Genomic DNA, 22846 nt, shown 5'->3' with positions numbered 1-22846 from the left:
CATGGAACCCGCTACATCCATGCTGACGTTTCACTTCGAGGAAATCGGGTCCACCAGCGACGAGGCCAAGCGCCTTATCGTCGAGCACGCCGATCAGATCGTGCTGGTCTGGGCCGACACTCAGACGCAATCGCGCGGCAGCCACGGCCGAAGCTGGAAGTCACCCCAAGGCGGCGCGTGGTTCAGCCTGGCCGTCCCGATGCCTCGGCCCGAAGCGGCGACGCCGGTCGTCGTGGGCGAAGCTTTAATCGAAACGCTGTCGTCTTACTGCGACGGGCTCACCCTCAAACACCCCAACGACATCTTGCGCCACGGCAAGAAACTCGTGGGCATCCTCTGCGAGCAAACACTTTCGGCCGGCCGATCCCCCGAAGAACAACCGCCCACCACGGTCATCGTGGGTGTCGGAATCAACGCGAACTTCGCCGCCAGCGAACTAGGCGACGATTTGCGTACCCCACCGACGTCGCTGCGCGACATCCTCGGCCACGACGTGGATCTCAACGAACTTATTCAGGCTTCGGCGAAGACGATTCTGGCTCGCCTTCGGCCGTAGCGGGCAAGCGGGTCCACTCCCCGCGACGCCAACTTCCCATCAGCGGACGCTTGAGGCGATATGCCAACACCACGAGCCCCACTCCCGCCAGCAACAGGGGAACACTCAACCACTGCCCACGCGTGAGGCCCAACAGTTGCTCGCCCAGGTGCGCGTCCGGCTCGCGGAAGTTCTCGTTGATCAAACGCATGATCGCGTAGGTGATGCCGAACGCCCCGGCGATCGTGCCCGACCGCTTGGGTTTCAGCCAGATCAAGGCGAGGACCGCAAACACCACCAAGCCCTCAAGCACCCCGGCATACAGCTGTGACGCGTGCCGGGCGGGCAACACCTCTATCGCGGCTTGTTGCAAGGCCTCATTTCCCGATTGCAAAAGGTCCAGCCAGTTGCGCGGCAGCTCTCGGCCGTAGGCCTGGGTGAGGGCGTTGTATAGCTCCTGTGATTCATAAGCTTCCTGCGGAAACTGAACCGCCAGCGGGAACTCTTTGCCACACACCCGGCCGAACAGTTCGCCGTTGATGAAGTTGGCCACGCGCCCACAAAACAAACCCAGCGGCGCCGCAAAGGCAAGCAGGTCAAACAGATGCAGGATCGGCTGCTTGTGGCGGAAGGCGAAATACCACGCGCCGGCCAGCCCGCCGATCATCCCGCCGTGCGACGACATCCCGCCCCCCGCGATGTTGAGCACGCCCCAGTAAGGCAGAGAATCCGAAAACTCGATCAAGAGTTCGGGTTTATAGAAAACGACGTAACCCAATCGCCCCCCGATCACGATGCTGATCGCGAAGGTGATGATCAGGTCGGCGGCCCGGCGGTAATCCAGCGTCGACACGCCCACCCGCGCGACGCGGCGCACCAGCAGATACGCGATCAAAAACCCCACCAGGTACGACAACCCGTACCAACGGATGGGTCCGCCTTCCCAGAGCTGGATGGCGTACGGGTCGATCGTGTGCAGCCAGGCGGCGAGCGACGCGGTCATTTCCGCTTGCGCCCGCGGTGTTTTTTGAGTTTGATCGTCCGGGCGTGGGCCTTCTTTTTGGCGCTGTCGCTGCGGCCGCGGCGGGGCTTGTTCGAACCGTCCGCTTTGGAGTCCCTTTCACCCTGTTCCCGACGAGGCTTCTTGCCGGTTTTGGCGGGCTTGGCAGGTTTACCCGACGCCTTGGCTTTACCCTTGGGCTTGCCTTGGCCGAGCTTGCGCCCCTGGCGTTCGTCGATGATGACCAGTTCGAGTTGACGACGGGCAAGGTCGACGCTGGCGATGCGGGCCGCAGGGAAGCGGTCGCCGATGGTGATCGTGCGTCCCGAACGCTGGGCGACCAATGCGCCCGTGTTGCGGTTGAACTGCCAGCGGTCGAACTTCGCGCCCGGCAAGTCTTGCAGGCTGATAAACCCGTCGATGAGGTACTGATCGATCTGCAGGTAGATGCCCTGGCCGGTGACGCCGGTGACGGTCGCGGGGTAGTCTTCGCCGAGCTTGGTCGAGAGGAGTTCGAGGACTAGGTACTTGCGCAGCTCGCGTTCGGCGGATTCGCTGTTGCGTTCCTTGGTTGAGCAGTGTCGACCGATCTCGCGCATCTGCTCTTCGTTGGGGATGCGCTCATCGTCGCGCAAGGCCTTGCCGAGTTGTTTGGCGTTGGGTTGCTTCTTGCCCGCCTTGAGTTGCTGGTGCTCGAGCATCACGTCGAGCGAGCGGTGGACGACGAAGTCGGGGTACCGGCGGATCGGGCTGGTGAAGTGCGTGTAGTGTTCGCTGGCCAGCGCGAAGTGACCGATGAGCTCGGGGCTGTACTCGGCCTTGCTCAGCGTCTTGAGCACGGCCATGTGCACCGCGTGCTGCGCGGGCTTATCCCGCACTGATTCGAGTAGCTGTTGCAGCTCCATCCGCGACGGCTTGGCGGGGATGTTGTAACCCGCGACCCGGGCGAAGGCCTTGAGGTCGCTCATGTCGTGGGCATCCGGGTCGGCGTGGACCCGGCGGACCATGGGCACCTCGAGCTCGGCGAAGATCCGCGCCGCGGCTTCGTTGGCCTCGACCATGAACATCTCAATGATCTTGTGCGTGAACGCGTCGTCTTCGGGCTGGGCATCGACGACCCGGCCGGTCTCATCAAAGACGAGGTCCACCGCGGGCAGACCCAGCACAATCATGCCCTGTCCCAAGCGACGCTTGCGGATGATCTTGGCCAGCACGTCCTGCCGCTTGAGGCATTGGATCAGGGCGCGGGAGTACTTGGGCTGCTCGGCTTTGCAGTGCTTGATCGCGGTGCGCAGGTCGTCTTCGATCAGGGCTTGGGCTTCGATATACGTCAGCCGTTTGGCGGAACGGATCACGGTCTTGGCGAAGCGTTGCTCGAGGACGTTGCCGAGGCTGTCGTAGGTGATGAAGCAGGACTTAGCGAAGCGGTTGACGCCTTCCATCAGCGAACAGACGCCGTTGGACAGCACCTCGGGCAGCATCGGCACGACCTTGCGGGGGAGGTAGGTGCTGTTGGCCCGTTCGTAGGCTTCTTCGTCCAGGGCGCTGCCGGGGGTGATGTAGTGGGCGACGTCGGCGATGTGCACGCCGAGTTCCCAGGCGGGTTCGCCCTTCTTCGTGCCGTCGAGCTTGGTGACGCTGATCGCGTCGTCGTAGTCCTTGGCGTCGGGCGGATCGATCGTGCAGATCATCTCGCTGGTGAGGTCTTCGCGGTCGGCGGGGATGTCGTCATCGAGGCGACGCGCCGCTTCACGGGCCTGCCGCATGACGTCGTCTGGGAAACGCTCGACCAGACCCGCAGACCGCATCACCGCCAGGGTTTCGACATCCGGCTCGCCCGCTTCGCCGAGGACTTCGGTGATCACGCCGACCGCGCCGTCGCCGCGGTCGTCGGGGTATTGGATGAGGTCGATGACGACCTTGTCGCCGGGCCGAGCGTTCTTGGCGCTGACGTCGCGGATGAGGACGGGGGCGTTGAAGATCCGGCCATCGACCTGCACGCCGTACTTGCTGCCCTTTTTCAGGAGCGTTCCGGAGTACTGCTTGTCGGAGCGGGTGAGGACCTCGATGATCTTGCCGATGTAGGGCGACTTCCCGCCGCCACGGCCTTTCTCGTGGATGACCTTGGCTTTGACCTTATCGCCAGTCATGGCGTCGCCGACGTTGCCCGGCGGGATGAACAGGTCGCCGTGCTCGGTGAGCTCGTCGGGCACGAGAAAGCCGAAGCCCTTCTCGTGCCGCCGGAACGTGCCGATCATGTCCTTGCCCGGCGGGGGCAGGGCGATGGTGTCGGCGGTGCCTCGCACCACCTGTTTGGCTTCGAGCAACTCATCGATCGCGCTGACGAAGTCGTCTTGTTGGTCTTCGGGAATGGAGAGCTCTTCGACCAACTCCTGCACCGTGCTCGGGGCGTAACGGCGGTCAGCGATGTGGTCGAGGATGCGGCGGGTGTAGCGGTCTGGCATGTCGAAAAACTTTGGCGAGCGAGGGCAGGGCGGTGCTGCCCGGCGTCTTCACCCGCTTGGTACTGTAGCATAGCCCGTTGAAATTGATGTTAATCCACACACCCAGCGAGCCCCTCCATGAGCGACCAACAAGCCATCCTCGACGCCGCCGACAAGCTCGGCCAACTGATCGCGGCTCACCCCGCCACCCAGAAACTCGAATCGCTCATCAAGCAGCTCGAGGACAACACCGACTCGCAGCGCCTCATGAACGACCTGAATCGGCACAACCAGACCCTGGCCGAGAAGCAGGCCAAAGGCGAGCCGATCGAAGTCGATGACAAACGCAAACTGCAGGAACTCCAGCAGGGCGTGGCGATGGACCCGATCCTGCGGGACATGCAGATGGCACAAATGGATTACGTAGACCTGATGCGTAAGGTCGATGAGCGAATCGGCGGCGTGGGCCGATGACGTCTCGTTAAAGCTAGCTAAGTTAAAGACCGTCGACTCAAGACGTTTTGCGGGGATTACTGCGCCGCGGCCTGGGGGGCTGCTGCGGTGATGTCGAGGTCGGCATCGGTGTAGTTGAACGGGTCGGTCTTGAGAACCTCAACCCAGTTCTCGCCGATCCGAACGATCGCGTCCCACTTTTCGGTGCGGAGTGCACCTGCAGGCGACAGCGGTGCGAGTTGGCTCGACTGAAGCTCCTGGAACGCGAACTCAAGAGCAACCGCCGAAACCCGGATGGCTTCCAAGTGGCCGGCCTTGATTTGATCGGGCACTTCACCGGCCTCGAGTTGCGTGGCGGCCAACAGCAAATGGCGGGCGCTGGCACGGGCCAACTCACGCACATCGTCAACCGGGCGTTGGGGGGCGGTGATCAAACGCGAGTACACGGCTTGCAGCGCGGTGCCGGCGGGCACAAAACTCGCATCGGGCTCATCGACATGGCTCGACAGACGCTGGTTGAGCACCTCCAACACCTTCTCGTTGTTGTCGGGAGCCGCAAGCATCGCTTCAAACAGCGGCTGGACGACATAGATATCGCTCTCCGCGACGATCAGTTCCTGGATCAGGTCCAGCACCTCGACCGTTTGAGCGGCGTCGAGCTGGCCGCTGGAAAGCAGGCCTTCGAGTGCACGGGCGGCGGGGTAGCGGACGCCGGCGCTTTCGTCGGCGAGGCCTTTCTGAATCGCGGCCAAGCCGTTGGGGTGCGGCAGGCTCATGCAGACCACCATCGAGTTGATCCGGACCTTGAGCACGTCCGAATCCATCAGCGGGGCAACCTCCTCGCAAACCAGTTCAGAGAACTGATTGAGGAACCGCTCGCTCGCGCCCGGGGTGCGGGGCGGGTCGGTGAGGTTGGTCCGGCCTTCATTCATGGCCACTTCATCGCCGCTCTGGATGGCAGCGACTTGGCGGTCCACGAAAGCAGCGATGGCTTGCCGATCAGCGGGGGCCCAGAAATCCGGGTTGGCCAGCACACCCGCGTCCAACCGATCCTGGCTAATCGCGGGCAGAGTCAGGCACAGCAGGAGGCTGCAGATCAACCAACCCGAGATCGTGCGTAAACGCCGATTCGACATCATTTCACGAAACTCCGTGGGCGTCTTGTGAACAGAAAACAGAGAGTCCATCCTAAACCATCGGCCAACCGTCCGTGGGGCGGCCACGCGAGGCAAAATCGCGGGCCCCAAGCGTATCCGCCGCCCCCGGGGGTGTCAATCAATCGCTTCTCTCAAATTCCCCCAAACATCTGCCCAAGCATGGCTTGCAGCCAAACCGCGTCCGATATTGACGCGGGCCTACCGCCAGAAGCCATTCGGAACGGCCTGATTCAATGCCGGCCTCAATCCTTGGCTTCGATATTGAGGTCCTTGACCTTCTTATTGAGCGTGTTCCGGTTGATGCCCAGGAAGTCGGCGGTTCGGATCTTCACCCCGCCGTTGTAGTCCAACGCCTCGCGGATCAGCCGACGCTCGACCTCGCCGATGACCATGTCGTAGACCTCGCCGTCGTACATCTGGAACTGCTTGATGGCGTGCTCGGCCAGCTTGGTGGCGATCGCTTCGATTGACTCGTCGGTTGTGTCACCCCGGATCTGCTGGGCGAACAGCCGGATCTGCAGGGGGAGCAGTTCTTCAGAAAACTCTTCGGTCGAGGACAGCACCACGGCACGCTCGATCGCGTTTTCCAGCTCTCGGACGTTGCCCGGCCAGGGGTACCGCAGCAGCGTGTTCAACACATCTCGGCTAATCTTCTTGAGGTCCCGCTGGTTCTCGCGGTTGTACCGGTCCAGGAAGTGGTCAATCAATCGCGGGATATCTTCCCGACGAGACCGCAGCGGCGGCAGGTGGATCGTCACCACGTTCAGCCGGTAGTAAAGGTCCTCTCGGAAGTTGCCTTTGCGGACTTCTTCTTCGAGTTCGAGGTTGGTCGCAGCGATAACCCGGACATCGGTCTTGATGGTCAGGTGGTCACCCACGCGTTCGAACTCGCGTTCCTGAAGCACACGCAGCAGCTTGACCTGAAGCTGCGGGTCCAGAGTGCCGACCTCGTCGAGGAAGATGGTGCCCCCGCTGGCCGCCTCGAATCGGCCGATCTTGTCTTTGACCGCACCGGTAAACGCGCCTTTCATGTGGCCGAACAATTCCGATTCGAGCAGCTGGGGCGACAGCGCGCCGCAGTTCACGCGGATGAGCGGCTTGTCGCGGCGGGGGCTGTTGTAGTGGATCGCTTTGGCGATGAGTTCCTTGCCGCAGCCGGTCTCGCCGAGCAGCAGAACCGTGGCGCGAGAGCTGGCAACCTGCCCGATGGTGCTGAGCACGTCGAGCATGACCGGGCTGGAGCCGATGATGTTGTCGAAGCGGTACTTGCCACGGAGGTTGTCGGTGAGCTGCTCCCGCTCGGCGAGCCACTCGTCCTTCTCCAGCCGCACGACATTGTGGATGCGGATCGTCTGAGCGATGAGCCCCGCAAAGATCTTGAGCAGCCGGGCCTCCGCCGCGAGCGTCGCGTCATCCACGAACGGCTTATCGATGCTGACCGTGCCGACAAATCTGTCGCCGTCTCTCACCGCCACACAGATAAAGCTCAGGGGCCCCTCCGCCTCCTCGGCCAGCTCCCGGCTCTTGGTCCGGTTCAGGAATTCGGGGTGGTTGGCCACATCGGGGATCACCGCGGGGATGCCGGTCTCCATCACCCGGCCGGTCACACCCTCGCCCAGGGCGTACCGCCCCCGCTCCTGCTCGGCCGAGGTCAGCCCCACCGAGGCCACCGTCCGGAGCTGATCCGCCGCCTGATCGAACAAAACCAGCGCCGCCCGCTGCACGTTCAGCCGGCTGCTGAGCAGGCTCATCGCCCGCTGAAACACTTGGCTCAGCTCGAGGCCATCGCCAAGAATTTGGCTGATTTGTTCGAGAATGTCTAATTCTTGCTCAGCACGATCCATAGAACGCCAATTAAATCATCAAAACAGGGTGTTGGCAAGCGCTTTGCATGGAGTTTCACATTCCTGACCGGGCGGTGAACAATTTTCACCAACCCATTTTTCTGGCTTAAAAGGGCCCCAGAGGGGGTATATGCGCGTTTGGGAGGCCGATTCGGGGCCCTGGGGCGTTACTGGCTGCTTATATAGATGGCAGCACATCGGCCGTGAATAGGATTCACCCGGCCGCCCAGCCTGTGGATAACCTGCAGATCATTGGGGCTTCGAGTAGGGAAAATAAAGGTAGTGTCGTCCGGAACGGGGGCTTACACTGGACTCGCAGCAGATTTCCCGGGCCCTTTGATGTTTGTTTTCCGGAGCTGTGAATCGATGGACGGTTTTCGGGTTGGCGTGGTGGGGACGGCCTTACGGACTTGCGGGATTTTGCGCAAGGCCAGCCGTGCGCGGCAAATGCTTGATTCCTCAGTCGTTCGCCGCGAGGGACGCTACATGCCATAACCGCCCATATTCGGGGCGCAGATGGGCACAGCACTTCACCAGCAAAACTTGACCCAACACTCTCGATCTCTGAACCCTTGGCACCTCTGCCATACAACGAAACCAGATCAATGAAACTCACCTCACTCTCAGCTCAGCTTGTATCGGCCATACTCATCGCCGGAAAGGGCTTGCTCATGGCATCAACCGTCTGCGCTACGGCTGAAGAAGCGCACATATGCACCACCGCCTACCCAGAAGGCATACGAGCCACCCCGCCGCAGAACGCTGTCCTAAACGATGGCGGCACCCCGTCACTTGCGGCCGACATGAACACCGCCTGGCGAGATCGGTCGACACTCCGCGTTCGCTTCCTCAATGGGACCCCCGCCCAGCATCAACAAGTGCGGGATGTTGCCCCCCAGTGGTCTGACCACTGCGCCCTCCAGTTCGAGTTCGTCGATGACGGCGACGCCGAAATCCGTGTGGGGTTCAAATGGGGCGGAGACACGGGGTCGTGGTCCGCTCTGGGCAAGTTTGCTTTGGACCGCAGTCAAGATCAGCCCACGATGAACTTTGGCTGGCTGGATGAACGCGTCATCTTGCACGAGTTCGGTCATGCCATCGGGATGATCCACGAACACCTCCGAACCGACATCCCTTTCCAGTGGAACGAACCCGCCGTCTTCAACTACTACAAAAGCCTGACACCGCCCTGGAGCGAGGCCAAGATACGCAGCAACGTGCTCGACGCCTACGACCACAGCCACGTCAACGCCGGCCGGTTCGATCCACAATCGATCATGGCTTATCCGATCCCGAACCGCTTTACGATCGGGGACTACCAAATCCCCTTCAACAACAAACTATCCGCTGAGGACAAACGCTTTGCGGGCCGGGTCTACCCTAAGAAACACCACCGGCTCGGCGACGCCGCATGGGACAACCAGTTCCACGACATCACCGGCTGCCGGGGCAAGCTGTACATCATCGAAAACGGCGACGTCTACGAGGTCAACCCCGCAAACGGCAAGGAGCGCGTCCTGCCCCTGGGCACCAAATTCAACGTCGGCCAGGTCGCCCTCGCCTCCTCCGACACCCACCTCTACATCGTCGAAAACGGCAACCTCCACAGCATCGACCCCGCCGCCAACCCCTTGCAAGTCAAGATCGTCGGCCCAACCAACGCCTGGAAAATCGGCCCCCTCTCAATGGCCTACGGCAACGGCGAAGTGTTCATCGTGGAAAACCGAAAGCTCTACGCCGTCTCGCTCAGCCAAAACAACTACCGCCAGGTCGGCACCGCCAATTGGGAGGGCGTCACCTCGATGACGTACTTCGGGGGCAGCCTCTACGTCTACGAAAACGACAAGCTCCGTAAAGTGAATCCAGGCACCGGCACCTACGAAGTCGTCGGACAATCCGATTGGCTGGTCACCCCCGACACACCAAGCCTCGCCTCGACCAACCGGGAAGTGGTTGTTCTGGAGAACGGCTACCTGCACGCACTGGATGTCTCGACCGGCCGCCACGAAACCATCGGCGACCGCATCTGGACCGAAGCCCCGATCCGGGCCGCAACCCTTGGCAACCATGTGTACATCATCGAAAACGAAAAACTCTACCGTGCAGGAGGCTTCGAATGAGGGCGGGGGCGTACACTGGAGCCGCGGCGGAATTCCTGGGCCCTTTGATGATTGATTTCCGGAGTTGTGAATCGATGGACGGTTTTCGGGTGAGTGGTGTGATGGTGAGGCGGCCCCCCGGCCGAGGCGCGATGCCCGCCGACCAGAACTGCGGTACCGAGATCAAGCTCAACGAGTCCCTCGCGGCCCCGCTCATCACCGCCACCAAGCAGGAGTACGAGACCAAGCTCGCCGAGCAATCCGCCGGCTACGCCAAGCGCCAGCCAGCGCTCCACGACCGCGCAGATCAGCTCGCCAACGTCATGCAGACCAGCGTCAGGATGTAAGGCGACCTGCATGGAATCGCGGGGCAGTCGCTGCGGGAGCTTGAGAGGCCGGAACTATCAACCACAGCACTCATGAAATACCGTTGATTGAGGTAGCTTCATATAAACCAGCTTCCGGAGAGGAATAACATGTTCACAATCGATGAGTCCATTGTCGGCCCAGAACTGGCGTCTTGGCTGAAATGCTGGAACATCAAGGAGTTTACTGACGTACAGCAGCTCGCCGTCAACCACGGAGTACATAATGGTACAAGCGCGATAGTGTGTGCTCCGACATCCTCCGGCAAAACGCTTGTCGGTGAGCTGGCTTTGGCGTCTGCACTTAAAGGTGATGCCGACGCTCTATATCTTGTATCACACAAGGCGTTGGCTGAGCAGAAATACGCAGACTTTTCACGACGATTTACCTCTGATCAATTTGGCTCTCATATTTCTGTGGCCATCAGCACAGGTGACCGCGAAGACGGGGACATTCGCTCACGCCTGCTGATCTCAACATACGAGAAAGCACTTGGGCTTTTACTCTCGGGTCGCCTTCGCGTGTCTCAAACGGTGATCATTGCCGACGAATTACAGTTACTTGGAGACAAGTATCGTGGAGCCTCCGTTGAGACGTTATGCACGCTTCTGAGACAGCGCAAACCCAAACAGTTCGTCGGACTCACAGCTACAGCGGAAAATCCCGACGAAGTAGCAGATTGGATGGGATGCGAGGTCGTGCATTGCGCAAAACGCGATGTTGTGCTACAGCAACATATTTGCTACGCAGGGCAAAGATATACAGTTGAATTCGGTCAAGATGAGGGCTCCACGACAGTCGACCCCACCCCTTCGTCTAATCTACATTCGTTTGTTCGAAGTCTCATTTCCAGAGGGCAAGGACCAGTTTTAGTCTTTACAGAGACAAGAAACGAAGCTCGAAGATATGCAGACGAATACAGCAAGCAATGCAACCGCGATCAAAAAGGCATCGCGATTTCGAATCAGTTGGAGCTATTTTCGGAGCCGACCGAGTCATCACAATCGCTTAAGAGTAATGCGGAAAGACGTGTCGCATTTCACTCCGCCGACCTGACCCCCGACGAACGCAATGTCATTGAGCAAGGCTTCGATAAATCTGATTTCGATGTTTGCTTTGCCACGTCAACACTTTCAGCTGGCGTCAACTTCCCGTTCCGCACGGTTGTCTTCTCGAAGCTTTTTTTCACCTATCGAGACGATCACAAAATGTCATTGGGTGATTACCGCAACATGTCAGGCCGCGCGGGTCGCCTTGGTTTACACCCCGATGGCAACGCTTATCTTTTGCCTAAAAACAATGCTGAACTAGCCCACGCAAACAAGCTCGTCGCCCCGGCGAATGAGAAAATCATATCACAACTGGTTTCCCTCAGTATGCGACGAACAATCTTAGGTCTTGTTGCAGCCGGAACTGTTTCGACTCGGAAGGAAGTCGAGACGTTCTTCAAAAACAGCTTCTATTGGCATCAAACGCAAGAACACAATCCCAAGTTACTGGAGGCGATAATCAAGAAAGCCAAGGATGCCGCCACTTGGCTTATCGATAGGCACTATCTTGCGCAAGAAGATGGCGCGATCCAAATCACTTCTTTAGGAAGAGCTACTGCTCAATCAGGCTTGCTACCGGAAACAGCTGGACAGTTTGTTGACTTGCTTGGAAACAAGGGCTCGCAAATCAACGATGCGTTTGATGATCATCAGATCGGCATCATCCACTGGATTGCCTCGTGCCCTGAATTCTCAAGTGATACTCCGACGCGTTTTCTTCCTTATCCTGCGGGGGAAGTAAAAGCTGAATCAAAGCTATTCATTCAACAAAACAATCTCTTAACGCCGCTTGATCCAAACGACTCAAAAGTTATCGCATCAGTACATGCTCTCGGCTTGTTTATGGCTGGAGAAGGCGAGCGAAAGATACAGTTTGTGTCGAGAATTTCTTCAGGATACATCCACCGGCTGGCATCTGATTTTGCTTGGATTTTAGATGGTTTGAGCTGCATTTCAGGGGCAAAGGAACTTGCCATCCCACAATCAACAACGAATCACCTTCGCATGCTAGCTCGCAGAATCCGGTGGGGTGTGCCAGTCGATGGCCTCGATGTCCTTAAAATTGCGACAAGATCACGGGTTCCCGGTTTTGGGCGTCAGCGATTGATGGCGCTGACTGCCAATGGCGTCGGAACAATCATGGACATCCTGAAAACGCCACTCGATAAGTTGGCGAAATTGATTCACGGAAAAGAGCGAGCAGAGAGCCTCATTGATGCACTTGGTCAAAATCTTAACGATGCTGCGGTACCTTACGCCGCTGCACATGTTCAGGCTGCCGGTGAAGTTGGGCTAGCAGAACAAGTCGAGGCTTGCAATCAAGCTATTGGTACCGACTATGAAGATGCGATTGTCGAGCTGCTTCGGCAGGAATTGCAACTTGTAGTTGATGTGATTGATGATGGCGACCGTCAGAATGTGCCAGACTTCAGCCTAGCATTGAATGAAAAGTCTCTGATCATCGAATGCAAAACCGTTACGAAGAAGCCGCCTCTGATTGACAAGCGCGCGGCATGGGAAGTAGTCCAGAAATCTGCAGATTTTGACAAGTCGATGCATCGGGTAACGCTAGGAAAACCAGACTTCGATGAAACGTCAAAAAAGAAAGCTGCTGCTGCCACGGATATCACGCTGGTTAGGCATGAGGTATTTATGGAAGGGTTGGTTCGTGTGCTTACAGGACGCCTTGATGCGCCGAGCTTTATTGATTGGTTGGCTGAGCCTGGGGTAACCGAACTCGACCGATTACCTGGTAATCCAACCTTTGTTGCTTCTTCCGCTTCCCAAAAGTGATCTACACTATTCTCGGCGGGTGGCTGGGATAACATGCCTCGGTAATAATTGTCAGTAGCACTATCGGGGGCGGAAAAGGGGAGGGGTACATTAATCCATGTACACGATGGGTGGCCGCGAGCAGTGTAGCCTTTCGATACGGATGTTCTTGAACACATCGACTCCGGTTCGTTCCGGGGCTAAGGAGGGGAGAGCCGCTCCAATAGAATTTCTAAACTGAAACGACTCGTGAATGCTATAGTTTTTCGCAAGACGCCGATCATTTCGAGTCGTGCGCAAAGGGCTTTTAACCTTAAATGGTTCAAACACGATCGGTTTCGGTTTAGTTCTACTGTTGAGCGTTTTGTTTGTACGCGATTCCAAGATGTACTCGCGTATGAGGTGGGGCGTTCACGCGCGTATCTGAATTGTTCACGACCGTGCGCAACTTGTTATCGATTGTTTTCGCTTTATTCACGCGCGTGAATGATTCGTTTTTACGTGTAAATAGATCGTTTTCAGGGATTCGGGCGGGCTTATCGGAAACGGAGAGGTCCGATCCGACGGCGATAGGTCGAGCAGACGGGAGCGGGCGCGGTGGGATGCCGGGGTTTATCGGCGAGGGTGACTTTTGGGCAAAACACGATCCGTGGAGTGAAGCTGGGGCGGCGGGGTGGTCGAAGTCAGCAGTGTTCACAACTCAAGCGTTCTTTTCCGGGGCACAAACGTTTTTGGCTTCTGGGGCTTGAGTAAATTTCTTAGCGTTCCGGGGCACAACATGTGCATTTCCGCGGGGCGATCACACGCGGCGTGGCCGCAGGAGTTGGATCATGGTGCAAGAATCGTATATCCCGAGTCGTGAAGCCGAGCTTCTAGGCTGGGCGCAGAACCTGAATGATCGGCTGGAAGCGACACCCGAAGCGTTCGGGGTGACCGCCGATCAACTGGTACCTTTTGGCAGCACGTACAGCGCATTTGCGGCGGCTTACGCCGTGACCAGCAACCCGTCGACCAAGACCAAGCCAGCGGTGGCGGACAAGAATGCCAAGAAGGCGGAGATGGTGCGTCAGGCCCGGCTGTTGGTCAGCGTGTTGCAAGGCTGGCCATATATGACCGACGCGAAGCGTGACGAATTGCGCATCCCGGTACGCGATAGTCAGCCGACGCCGATCGGCCCGCCGGTGGAGATGCCGGTGTTGCGCGTCGCTGCGGTGAACGGCTCGGTGTTGGACCTGGAGGTCCGCCGGGAAGACGGCGAGACGAAGCGTAAACCGGCTGGCGTGCGGTCGGTGAACCTGTACACCCACATCGGTGACGATCCGCCGGCCCAACTCACGGCCTGGCAGTACCGCGGTGGATCGACGAAGCACAATCCGCAGATTGTGATTGAGCCAGAGGTCCAGCCGGGCACGAAGGTGTGGGTGACGGCGTTGTGGGTGAACCCCACGGAACAGCCGGGGCCGGCTTGTGCCCCGGTGCAGACCCGCATCGGGTTCCAGGGCCTGACCGAAGCAGCGTAAAACCCCCCAGATGCCCCGTCACGCTCTGTGGCGGGGTGTCTTCGTCTCCTGGTCCTCCGCCGAGAAATCGGCGAGGGGCCTTTGGTGAGTCGGGTTTGGCCGCAGGTTTCGCAGATTTCGCCGATGGGTTGGATGGCCTTGAATCCGGTCTTCATCTGTGGAATCGGCGGCTCAACCGCGTTTTGGTTTTCTTGGTGCCTTGACGCCGTAGCGTCTTGGCGTGGATACAACGAACCCCTATTTCCGGGAGGCAATCATGTCGGAAGTGATTCGGATCGAGCAGGCGTCGGGCTTGGGCGGTGGTTTGCGGGCGGTTGAGCCGCGGCTGGACATCCGCATTCGGCGGGCGGTGCAGGACGACTTCGCGTTTATCGATGCGCTGCAGAAAGCCGACTCGGACAAGGTCGGGTTTCAGTACGAACAGGCCATCCGGAAGCGGATCGAGCAAGGCAACGTGCTCGTCGCGGTGGCGACGAGCACAGTGAACAGTTCACAGTCCTCAGTGAACAAGGGGGAAGGCACGGGCAACGAGGACTCGACTGTTCACTCGTCACTGTTCACTGATCACTCCGACGGGAACCCCGTCGGCTACTGCCTGGGCGTGGATCGGTATATGAAGCAGGACCACGTGGGGATCATCTATCAGATGTGTGTGGCGCCGGCGTACCGGCGGTCGCTGGTGGCGGCGGCGTTGCTGCAGGCGCAGTTTGATCAGAGTGCGTACGGGACGAAGCTGTATTGCTGCTGGTGCAAGCAGTCGCTGGAGGCGAATCGGTTTTGGGAGGCGATGGGGTTTGTGCCGTTGGCGTTCCGGGCGGCGGGGCGGTCGACGTTGGAGAAGCTCAAGAAGAAGCACGGGAACACGGCCGGGGGCGTGCATGTTTTTTGGTAGAAGCGGGTTCGGGTGGGTGATGAGATGACGTCATGGTGGTATCCGTTTGAGACGCAAGGCGGGGCGATGATGGAGGGGCGGGTGGTGCTGCCTTTACCCCCGGAGGTGCAGTGGCACGAAGCGACGCCGGTGGTGTTGCCCGGGGCGGAGCGACGGGCGGCGGAGACGCGGTTGCTGGAGGACCAGCTGAGCAACGTGGAGAAGCGGGAGCGGGAGGCGAAGAAGAAGGGGAAGGGCAAGAGCCGCGCCGAGGAGGGTCAAGGGCCCGGGGCGGGCTTGTCGGGGCTTCCGGGGGCGGGTTTACTTCCGGGGGCGAGGGCGGTGGCGGTCGGTGGGTTTGGGGCGGGGAGCGGGTTTGGTGAGCCGGCGAAAGAGGTGGCGGAGGACAAGGCGGTGATGGGGCCGGACGAGGCGGAGCTGGCGCGGCTGGAGGCGGAGAAGGCGGCGGCGAAGCAGGCCCTGCGGGCGGTTCAGCGGAAGAACGACCCGGAACTGGTGGCGTATGCGAGGGAGCTACGGGACCGCTGGCAGGAACACACGGCCCCGGGGAGCGAGCTGGGGCGGATGATCGAGAGCAAGGGACGCGGAAGGTATGCCGTGGGAAGGTTGCTGGAAGGCGGCGTGTCGGGGGGAGATTCGGCGAATAATGGGGAGCGGGTGGTGCGCGTGGTGGAGGCGGAGGGCACCCAAGAAGTGAAGCGGTTGCCGAAGGCGGCTTGAGGTGAGGGGCTGGGACGACGGGTCGTGTTGATGCGGTGGGTAGCGCGGTCTATTCTCATAACCGATGATCATGCGCTTCCCCTCCGCTCACCGCTCCGCGATCCTTGTGATGGCCCTGGCTGTGTGCGGGGTTGCGCTGAGCGGTTGTCAGCCCAAAGGGCCCGCTACGCCGAGAACCAGTGATCGCGAGGCCACGGACGAAGCTGGTTGGCAGCCGAAGGCGGTGGCGCTTCGCATCTATCCCTCCACGCGGTTTGTGCGTGAGCAGGACACGCCGATCCTCGAAGCTCGGATCGAGATGTTCGACCAGATGGGCGACTCGATCAAAGCGTCGGGGCAGCTGCGGTTCGAGTTGTTCGCGGCAGGGCATGCGCCGGGGATCGATGTGGGTCGGCTGCTCTACAGCTGGGACATCGATCTGTTGACCCTCGACGAACAGAAGCGGTATTACGACCCGATCACGCGGGCTTACCTGCTGCGGCTGCGGCTGGACTCCTCGGCCATCACGCGGCGGGAGGTGTTGCTCCGCGTCACCTTCCAAGTCGGCGACGAGGCCCGACTGATCGATGAGCAGCCTGTGCGGATCAATTGGTAGCGACCGCCGCTTGCAGCTTAGCGCTAAGCCGCAAGCGGCCTCTCAAGACTCGATCGACGCGATGCCGGCGCGGACTTCATCCACCAAAGCCTGAGCGGCTTCCTGTGTCGCGGCTTCGGCGATGATGCGCAGGATCGGCTCGGTGTTGCTCGGTCGCACGTGGACCCAGCGGTCTTCCCAGTCGACGCGGACGCCGTCTTGGGTGTCGACCTTTTGGTCGGCGTAGTGCTGGGCGGTCCAGACCAATGTCGGGTCGGCTTGTTCACGCGTAGGCAGTTCGAGCTTGTCTTTCACGATCGCGTAGCTCGGGGTGGCGGCGACGATGGACGACAGACTGATCTTGCGCTGGGCGAGCATCTCGAGGACCAGGGCCATGCCGACGAGGCTGTCGCGGACCTGGCTGATGGGCCGCCAGATGATGCCGCCGTTGCCTTCGCCGCCGAGGTTGGCGTTGTTCGCACGCATGCCCGCGGCGACATTCGCTTCACCGACCGGGGTCCGCACGACGGTTGCCCCCGCGGCCTCGGCGATGTCGTCGATCATCCGGCTGGTCGAGAGATTTGCCACGGCGACGTCGCCCTTACCGAGCTTGTGCATGGCGCAGAGGGCGAGCGTGTATTCCTCCCCGATGTATTGGCCTTGCTCATCCACGATCGCCAAGCGGTCGGCGTCGGGGTCCTGCGCGAAGCCGACGTGGGCCCCTTCACGGGCAACGACTTCGCAGAGCTCGGTGAGGTTTTCTTTGGTCGGCTCGGGGACGTGAGGGAATTGGCCGGTGGGTTCTTTGTAGAGCTGAACGGTTTCGACGCCGAGGAGGTCAAGCAGCGCCGCGGCTTCGTCGCCGCCCGCGCCGTGGACCGAATCGACGACGGCTTTGAGCTTGGCGTTTCGGATCAGCTCAACGTCCACCAGGTCGGCGGCCAGATCGCGATGGACCTCGACGCCGGTGGTGTTGCTCGTGATGGGCTTGAGCGCATCGACCTCGACGTGGTCGGCCTCGTCGGATTTGAACATCGCGATGAACTGCTCGAACGCATCGGGCGGCGGGGCGACGCCGTCGTGGCGCAGCGGCTTGACGCCGTTCCAGGGCGTGGGGTTGTGGCTGGCGGTGATGACGATGCCGCCGTCAGCCCCAAGGTGCTGGCCCATGATGGCGACGCCGGGCGTCGAGAGGATGCCGACGCGGATGACCTTGGCACCGATGCTGGCGAGACCGGCGGCAGCGGCGTTTTCGAACATCTCGCCGGACGGGCGCGAGTCTCGGCCGAGCACGACGGTGGGGTTGGCGGTGTTGCGGGCGGTCTTGAGCCAGCTGCCGAACGCCGCGGTGTAGCGGGCGACGACATCGGGCGTGATCGACTTGCCGACCAGGCCGCGCATGCCGCTGATGCTGAGCATGAGGGGGGCGTTTGAATCTGCCATCTTCAGTCCTCCAACGAATCCAGAAACGCTAAGCCGCAAGCGGCTGAATTGATCAATACCAGAGTTTGAGTTGTTCCAGGTCCACGCCCGTCAGGTCGTCGATCACCCGGCCCGCATCAGCAAGCGCCTCGGCGGGGCCGGTGGTGGTCAGGCCCAAGGTCATGAGTCCCGCGCCGCCTGCCGAAGCGAGGCCCGCGGCGGTATCTTCAATCGCCAGCGCGTTGCCCGGCGTGATGCCGAGCTTCTCCACCGCCATGGCGTAGCTCGTGGGATCAGGCTTAGAAAACTCCACGTCGTCGGCGGTCACGATGATGTCGAACCGGTCCCTGCGATCCAGCAGTTCGAGCATGAGTTCGATGTCCGCCCGCGTCGCGCCGCTGGCGATGGCGCGTGGCAGGTCCACCTTCGCACACTCATCAATCAGCTCCAACGCCCCGGGAATGGCCAGCGACCCGCTCTGGGCCCCCATCTTTGCCACCGCGTCGAACATCGGCTGCTTCTGCGCACACAACTCCGCCACCCGCTCCGGCGTCACCTTCTCCCCCGACGCCTCGAGCATCACCCGGAACGCATCGCGGTCGTCAAACCCGATGTACGTCGCCAGGTATTCCTCATAGGAGAACTCGAACCCGATGCTCTTGCCCACCATGACAAACGCCTGGTAGTGCAGCGGCTCGGAATCGACGATCACGCCATCAAAATCAAAAACAATCGCTTCCAGCATGGGCGGGAGTGTACCCCCGAAAGCGGCTGGGCCAAAATCCCGAGCCGTGATTCATCCCGCTTTCCCGCCACGGCCGATAACCCGCTTAGACCTACGCCTCTGGGCGGATCATCTCCGAGGAATCAACGCATGCAATTGTTCTCGCGTCTTATTGGGCTTCATGTCGTCCTACTGGGTTTCGCCTGGACCCTTTGGGCCGGGAGCGGGGGTAACTTGGGGCGGTACATCGATCTGCCTTCGCTGATGGGGGTGGTCGTCTTGCTCGCGGGATGCGCCTTGTGCTGTTTCTCGCTCAGCGACATTGTTGACACCATCGGCGCGGTCATTGCCGGGCCGGGCGATGCAGACGAAACGCGACTTCGGCAGCGGGTCGCGGTGGCGGCTCAGGCGTACCAAGTCGCGTGGGGCGCAGGAATCGTGATCACCCTCACCGGCCTGATCACCATGCTGTCCGACCTCAGCAGCCCCTCGTCGATCGGGGCGGGCATGGCGGTCGCACTGCTCTCAACCTTCTACGGCGCGTTCCTCGCCGAGTTTGTCATTGGCCCCTGCCGCCAGACTTTGCTGAACCACCTCGACGGCCCGCGCAACCCGGATGGAGAAGATGAAAAAGTTACTCCCGCCCTGGGCAGCGCCTCGGGGCTCTGGCGTGGCGCGGCCGTGGTATTGTTAATTCTTTGCTGCTTCTTCGTGCTGACCGTCAGCTTCTCTGAACTCGATCAGACCGGGCAATACGACGCGGTCATCGATCACATCAACCAAGCAATCAGCGAAGGCAAGCTTCAGCCCACCGCTGAGTCGGGCAGATAAGCATCAGCCCAACTCTTCAGCGAAGAACTTCAGGCTGGCTTCGATGTGCTTGGTCCAGTAGGGCCATTCGTGGCCGCCGGGGTGTTCTTCGTAGGTATGGGTAATGCCCGCGGCGTCGAGGTCGGCGTGGAGTTTGCGGTTGTGCTCGATAAGGATGTCGTCCGGGCCGCAGTCGAAGCGGAAGGGGGGCAAATGGCCTGCGTTCTGTTTGAGGGTTTGGAAGACCGAGCGTTCGACGGTGGGTTGGCCGTACGTTTCATCCAGCTCTTCGACGAAGAGCTTCATCTGGTCGAAGTCGGTGATTGAGGAATGGCCGGCGAAGGCGGCGAAGCGATCGGGGTTTGCCGCACCGAGTCGAAGTGCGCCGTAGCCGCCCATCGATAGGCCGCAAATGAATCGTGGCGAATCCGCGGCGGTGGGGATGCCCGCTTCGATCACGGCATCGGGCACATCCTCGACGATCCAGGCGTCGAACTTGCGGTCGTTGTGCGGGAGATAGGCGCTGCCGTCGAACATGAGGCCGTCGGAGGGCATGGCGATGAGCATCGGCGGAATCTCACCGGCGTCGATCATGCGCTGGGCGGTGAGGTGCACGCCAGCTTTCTGCGACCAGACCCAGTGGCTGCCATACACGCCGTGGAGCAGCGTGACCAGCGGGAGTAGCTTACCTGCCTCTTGTGCGCCATTGGGGACGAAGACGCTGATGTCACCTCGGCCGACGAGGTTGGGCGTCTTGATCGTGATATAGCGCAGGTTCGCCGACTCAAACGGCGGGTCGGAGACTTCGATCGTGCGGAAACGCGGCATGGATTCGCTCTCGATAAAGGAAAAAACCAAAGGCATGTTTATCCACAGATTTACAGGATTAAGATGATTAAAGGCAAAAACAAACCACTTGTTTATTGCCTTGGTTTGTCTTGAAATCCTGCTAATCGTGCCAATCTGTGGAAAAATTTGCCTTGCTGCCTTGGCGTGGATCAATCGAACATGATCACGCCCTTGGCGATGCGGCCGTGGTGCATGTCGTCGAAGGCTTGGCCGAGGTCGCCCAGGGCGTATTGCTTGCTGATCATCTCGTCGAGCAGGAGTTCGCCCTTGGCGTAGAGGTCGAGCAGGATGGGCAGATCGATGGTGGGGCGGCAGCCGCCGTAGAGCGGGTTGATGTAGACCTTGTCCCACTCGAAGAGGTTCATGTCGATGGTGATCTCTTGCTCGATGCCCGAGGCCTGCACGGCCGTGCCGCCGGAGCGGACCATAGCGAGTGGCGCCGCGCCGAGCGCGGGCACGGCCGTCGCTTCGACCGCGACATCGGCCCCGATCCCGCCACAGAGTTGTGCAACCTGCTCGGCTGCTTTGAGCAATCCCTTGTCGTCGCGCTGAGCCTGGATGGTGTGGGTCGCGCCGAACTGCTTGGCCATTTCGAGGCGGGTTTCGCTGAGGTCGATGGCGATCACTTTGCCCGCCCCGGCGATACGGCAGCCCTGGATCGCGTTGAGGCCCACGCCGCCGCAGCCGATGACCACGGTGTTGTCGCCGGCCTTCACCTTACCGCTGTTCACCGCCGAGCCGTAGCCGGTCATCACGCCGCAGCCGACGATGCACGCCGAGTCCCAGGGGATGTCGACGTGGATGGGGATGATCGCGGCTTCTTTGACGACGGTGTGGGCGCTCATGGTGCCGACGGCGAACGAGCGGTAGATGGGTTGGCCGTCGAGTTGGGTGGACTCGGGGTGGGCGGCGCAATTCGCGGGGTCGGCGGCGGTGACGGTGTTCTGCGTCATGCAGAGGTTCTGGTGGCCACGCACACACATCGGGCAGGCCATGCAGGGGATGGCCCAGTTGAGCAGGACCTTGTCGCCGACGTCGCAGGTCGTGACGCCGTCGCCGATGGCGGTGACGATGCCCGCCCCCTCGTGGCCCATGACGACGCGCTGGTCCCAGTTCATCGAGTCGTAGTCGGTGTGGCAGATGCCCGAGGCTTTGATATCCACCGCGACCTCGCCGGGGCCCGGCTTGCCGACGTCGATGGTCTGGATGCTGAAGTTGCCCTGGGTGTCGCTGATGGCGGCTTGAGTCTGTTGCATGGCGGGGATTTTACTCACTTCAGCATCTGACGCGTTACCCCGATAGGGGCAGACCCGTAAGATGAAGCCATGGCCGATCTGCCCGACTATTCACAAGCCCTTCCCGAGGCCCTGTCCTGCTGCAATCCGCTGGAGGCCGAACACGTTGCGTTGCCCAAAGCGGCCGCGCGGGTGCTACGGGAGGCGGTGACCGCCGACCGGGATCAACCGCCGTTCGACCGCTCGGCCATGGACGGGTTCGCGCTGCGGGCCGACGCGTGGGCCGCAGAGAAGGACTTCCGTGTCGTGGGCAGCATCCCGGCAGGGGGCACGCTGCCCGACGGCTTGGAACTCGACCCGCAAGCCGATGTCGTCCGCATCGCAACCGGCGCCGCGGTCCCACGCGACACGACCGGGTTCGACGCGGTGGTGCAGATCGAAAAAGCGCAGGTCACCGAAGGCGATTCGCCCACGGTGCGGTTCACGGTCGAGGGCGTGAAGCCGGGGATGAACATCCACCAACGCGGTGCCGACGCCACGGCCGGACAGGAAATCATTCCCGCAGGCACCATGCTCCGGCCACACCACCTCGGGATCGCCGCGGCGGTGGGGGCCGGCCAAGTCAGCGTGACGCGTAAGCCCCGGGTGGTCATCCTCAGCTCGGGCGACGAGCTTCGGCCGATCGATACGCCGCTGGCGGAACTCGAGCCGCAGCAGATCCGCAACAGCAACGGGCCGATGCTGGTGGCGCTGCTATACGCGATGGGTTGCGAGGTCGTTCGGCAAGAACATGTGGTTGACGAAGCGCAAGCCGTAACCGAGGCATGCACGCAAGCCGTGGCTGACGCCGATCTGGTCATCACCTCTGGCGGTGTCAGCGTCGGGCAACGCGACTTGTTCCCCGCGACGTGGCCCACCCTGGGATACGAAACCGTCTTGCACGGCGTGAAGATGCAGCCGGGCAAACCCGTCTTCGTAGCCAAACCGCAGGGCGATCGCAGCGCTAAGCCGCAAGCGGCTTGTGTGATCGGGTTGCCGGGGAATCCGGTGAGCGTGTTGGCGACGGCCCACCTTTTTGCGTGGCCGATGGTCCGCAGGATGCTCGGGCTCGACCCGGTGTTGCCGTGGCGGCGGGTGTGGCTGTCAACGCCCACCAAACCCAACGCCCGCCGTGAGGCGTTCCGCGCTGCGCGCTTCGTGGGCGAGACCCGCGAGCAGGTCGAGGTCTTGCCGTGGCAGGGTTCGGGCGATCTGTCACACACCGCCACGGCCGAAGGTTGGGTACGCTTGCCCGCCTCGAACACCGAGCTGCACGCGGGCACGCCCCTGATGTTTTTGCCTCTGCTCGGGGGTTATTCGGACACCGCCGCACATTGAAAT

At 60.9% G+C, this 22846-nt stretch carries 19 protein-coding genes; 11 read left to right on the top strand and 8 right to left on the bottom strand.

What is annotated here, in order from left to right; genetic code table 11:
- The first annotated feature begins 1 nt into the window (after nt 1).
- Nucleotides 2–556, top strand: coding sequence for a biotin--[acetyl-CoA-carboxylase] ligase (locus HNQ40_RS07775; protein WP_221435426.1), 555 nt, complete (start codon nt 2–4; stop codon nt 554–556).
- On the opposite strand, the gene lgt is transcribed toward HNQ40_RS07775, so the two are convergent.
- Complete coding sequence (gene lgt / locus HNQ40_RS07770) at nt 510–1538, bottom strand: prolipoprotein diacylglyceryl transferase (protein WP_184677310.1); 1029 nt, start codon at nt 1536–1538, stop codon at nt 510–512. The genes HNQ40_RS07775 and lgt overlap by 47 nt on opposite strands.
- Nucleotides 1535–4000, bottom strand: a complete 2466-nt coding sequence (locus HNQ40_RS07765; protein WP_184677309.1) for a ribonuclease R family protein — start codon at nt 3998–4000, stop codon at nt 1535–1537. Before HNQ40_RS07765 ends, lgt begins: the two co-directional genes overlap by 4 nt.
- Before the next feature lie 117 nt (nt 4001–4117).
- Here HNQ40_RS07765 and HNQ40_RS07760 point away from each other — a divergent pair, with 117 nt between their 5' ends.
- The gene (locus tag HNQ40_RS07760) at nt 4118–4453 is read left to right on the top strand and encodes a YlbF family regulator (RefSeq protein ID WP_184677308.1); all 336 of its coding nucleotides are present in this window, start codon (nt 4118–4120) and stop codon (nt 4451–4453) included.
- 56 nt (nt 4454–4509) lie between these two features.
- On the opposite strand, the gene HNQ40_RS07755 is transcribed toward HNQ40_RS07760, so the two are convergent.
- The gene (locus HNQ40_RS07755) at nt 4510–5619 is read right to left on the bottom strand and encodes a hypothetical protein (protein WP_221435425.1); all 1110 of its coding nucleotides are present in this window, start codon (nt 5617–5619) and stop codon (nt 4510–4512) included.
- Between the two features lie 212 nt (nt 5620–5831).
- Nucleotides 5832–7433 carry a sigma-54-dependent Fis family transcriptional regulator gene (locus HNQ40_RS07750; RefSeq protein WP_184677306.1) on the bottom strand — a complete coding sequence of 534 codons (1602 nt, stop codon included), beginning with the start codon at nt 7431–7433 and terminating at the stop codon, nt 5832–5834.
- 671 nt (nt 7434–8104) lie between these two features.
- Here HNQ40_RS07750 and HNQ40_RS07745 point away from each other — a divergent pair.
- From HNQ40_RS07745 to HNQ40_RS07715, 7 genes are all read left to right on the top strand, one after another.
- Entirely contained in the window at nt 8105–9553 is a 1449-nt protein-coding gene (locus HNQ40_RS07745) for a M12 family metallopeptidase (protein ID WP_184677305.1), read from the top strand.
- Between the two features lie 104 nt (nt 9554–9657).
- On the top strand, nt 9658–9879 hold the full coding sequence (locus HNQ40_RS07740) for a hypothetical protein (RefSeq protein WP_221435424.1): 222 nt from the start codon (nt 9658–9660) through the stop codon (nt 9877–9879).
- 129 nt (nt 9880–10008) lie between these two features.
- Entirely contained in the window at nt 10009–12741 is a 2733-nt protein-coding gene (locus HNQ40_RS07735) for a DEAD/DEAH box helicase (protein WP_184677303.1), read from the top strand.
- An 809-nt stretch (nt 12742–13550) separates the two neighbouring features.
- Entirely contained in the window at nt 13551–14240 is a 690-nt protein-coding gene (locus HNQ40_RS07730) for a hypothetical protein (protein WP_184677302.1), read from the top strand.
- Nucleotides 14241–14496: 256 nt separating this feature from the next.
- Nucleotides 14497–15132 (top strand): GNAT family N-acetyltransferase, encoded by a 636-nt coding sequence (locus HNQ40_RS07725; protein ID WP_184677301.1) that lies wholly within the window; start codon nt 14497–14499, stop codon nt 15130–15132.
- A gap of 24 nt (nt 15133–15156) precedes the next feature.
- Nucleotides 15157–15852, top strand: a complete 696-nt coding sequence (locus HNQ40_RS18505; RefSeq protein WP_221435423.1) for a hypothetical protein — start codon at nt 15157–15159, stop codon at nt 15850–15852.
- Between the two features lie 70 nt (nt 15853–15922).
- Nucleotides 15923–16447, top strand: coding sequence for a hypothetical protein (locus tag HNQ40_RS07715; protein ID WP_184677299.1), 525 nt, complete (start codon nt 15923–15925; stop codon nt 16445–16447).
- A gap of 42 nt (nt 16448–16489) precedes the next feature.
- Here HNQ40_RS07715 and glmM read toward each other — a convergent pair whose 3' ends face one another.
- Together glmM and HNQ40_RS07705 are read right to left on the bottom strand one after the other, a co-directional pair.
- Nucleotides 16490–17869 (bottom strand): phosphoglucosamine mutase, encoded by a 1380-nt coding sequence (gene glmM / locus HNQ40_RS07710; protein ID WP_184677298.1) that lies wholly within the window; start codon nt 17867–17869, stop codon nt 16490–16492.
- A 52-nt stretch (nt 17870–17921) separates the two neighbouring features.
- On the bottom strand, nt 17922–18593 hold the full coding sequence (locus HNQ40_RS07705) for an HAD family hydrolase (protein ID WP_184677297.1): 672 nt from the start codon (nt 18591–18593) through the stop codon (nt 17922–17924).
- Between the two features lie 129 nt (nt 18594–18722).
- On the opposite strand from HNQ40_RS07705, the gene HNQ40_RS07700 reads away from it, so the two are divergent.
- Nucleotides 18723–19403 carry a MotA/TolQ/ExbB proton channel family protein gene (locus HNQ40_RS07700; protein WP_184677296.1) on the top strand — a complete coding sequence of 227 codons (681 nt, stop codon included), beginning with the start codon at nt 18723–18725 and terminating at the stop codon, nt 19401–19403.
- 3 nt (nt 19404–19406) lie between these two features.
- On the opposite strand, the gene HNQ40_RS07695 is transcribed toward HNQ40_RS07700, so the two are convergent.
- Both HNQ40_RS07695 and HNQ40_RS07690 read right to left on the bottom strand, forming a co-directional pair.
- Nucleotides 19407–20210 carry an alpha/beta hydrolase gene (locus HNQ40_RS07695; protein ID WP_184677295.1) on the bottom strand — a complete coding sequence of 268 codons (804 nt, stop codon included), beginning with the start codon at nt 20208–20210 and terminating at the stop codon, nt 19407–19409.
- A gap of 170 nt (nt 20211–20380) precedes the next feature.
- Nucleotides 20381–21487: a Zn-dependent alcohol dehydrogenase gene (locus HNQ40_RS07690; protein ID WP_184677294.1), complete on the bottom strand. Its 1107-nt coding sequence runs from the start codon at nt 21485–21487 to the stop codon at nt 20381–20383.
- Nucleotides 21488–21556: 69 nt separating this feature from the next.
- Between HNQ40_RS07690 and HNQ40_RS07685 the strand changes: the two genes are divergently transcribed.
- Complete coding sequence (locus tag HNQ40_RS07685; protein WP_184677293.1) at nt 21557–22843, top strand: molybdopterin molybdotransferase MoeA; 1287 nt, start codon at nt 21557–21559, stop codon at nt 22841–22843.
- Nucleotides 22844–22846 lie beyond the last annotated feature (3 nt).

It is taken from the genome of Algisphaera agarilytica (assembly GCF_014207595.1).
GTDB classification, from domain to species: Bacteria; Planctomycetota; Phycisphaerae; order Phycisphaerales; family Phycisphaeraceae; genus Algisphaera; species Algisphaera agarilytica.
The sequence above is the reverse complement of the archived record's forward strand: the minus strand, read 5'-3'. Positions and strand labels throughout refer to the sequence as shown.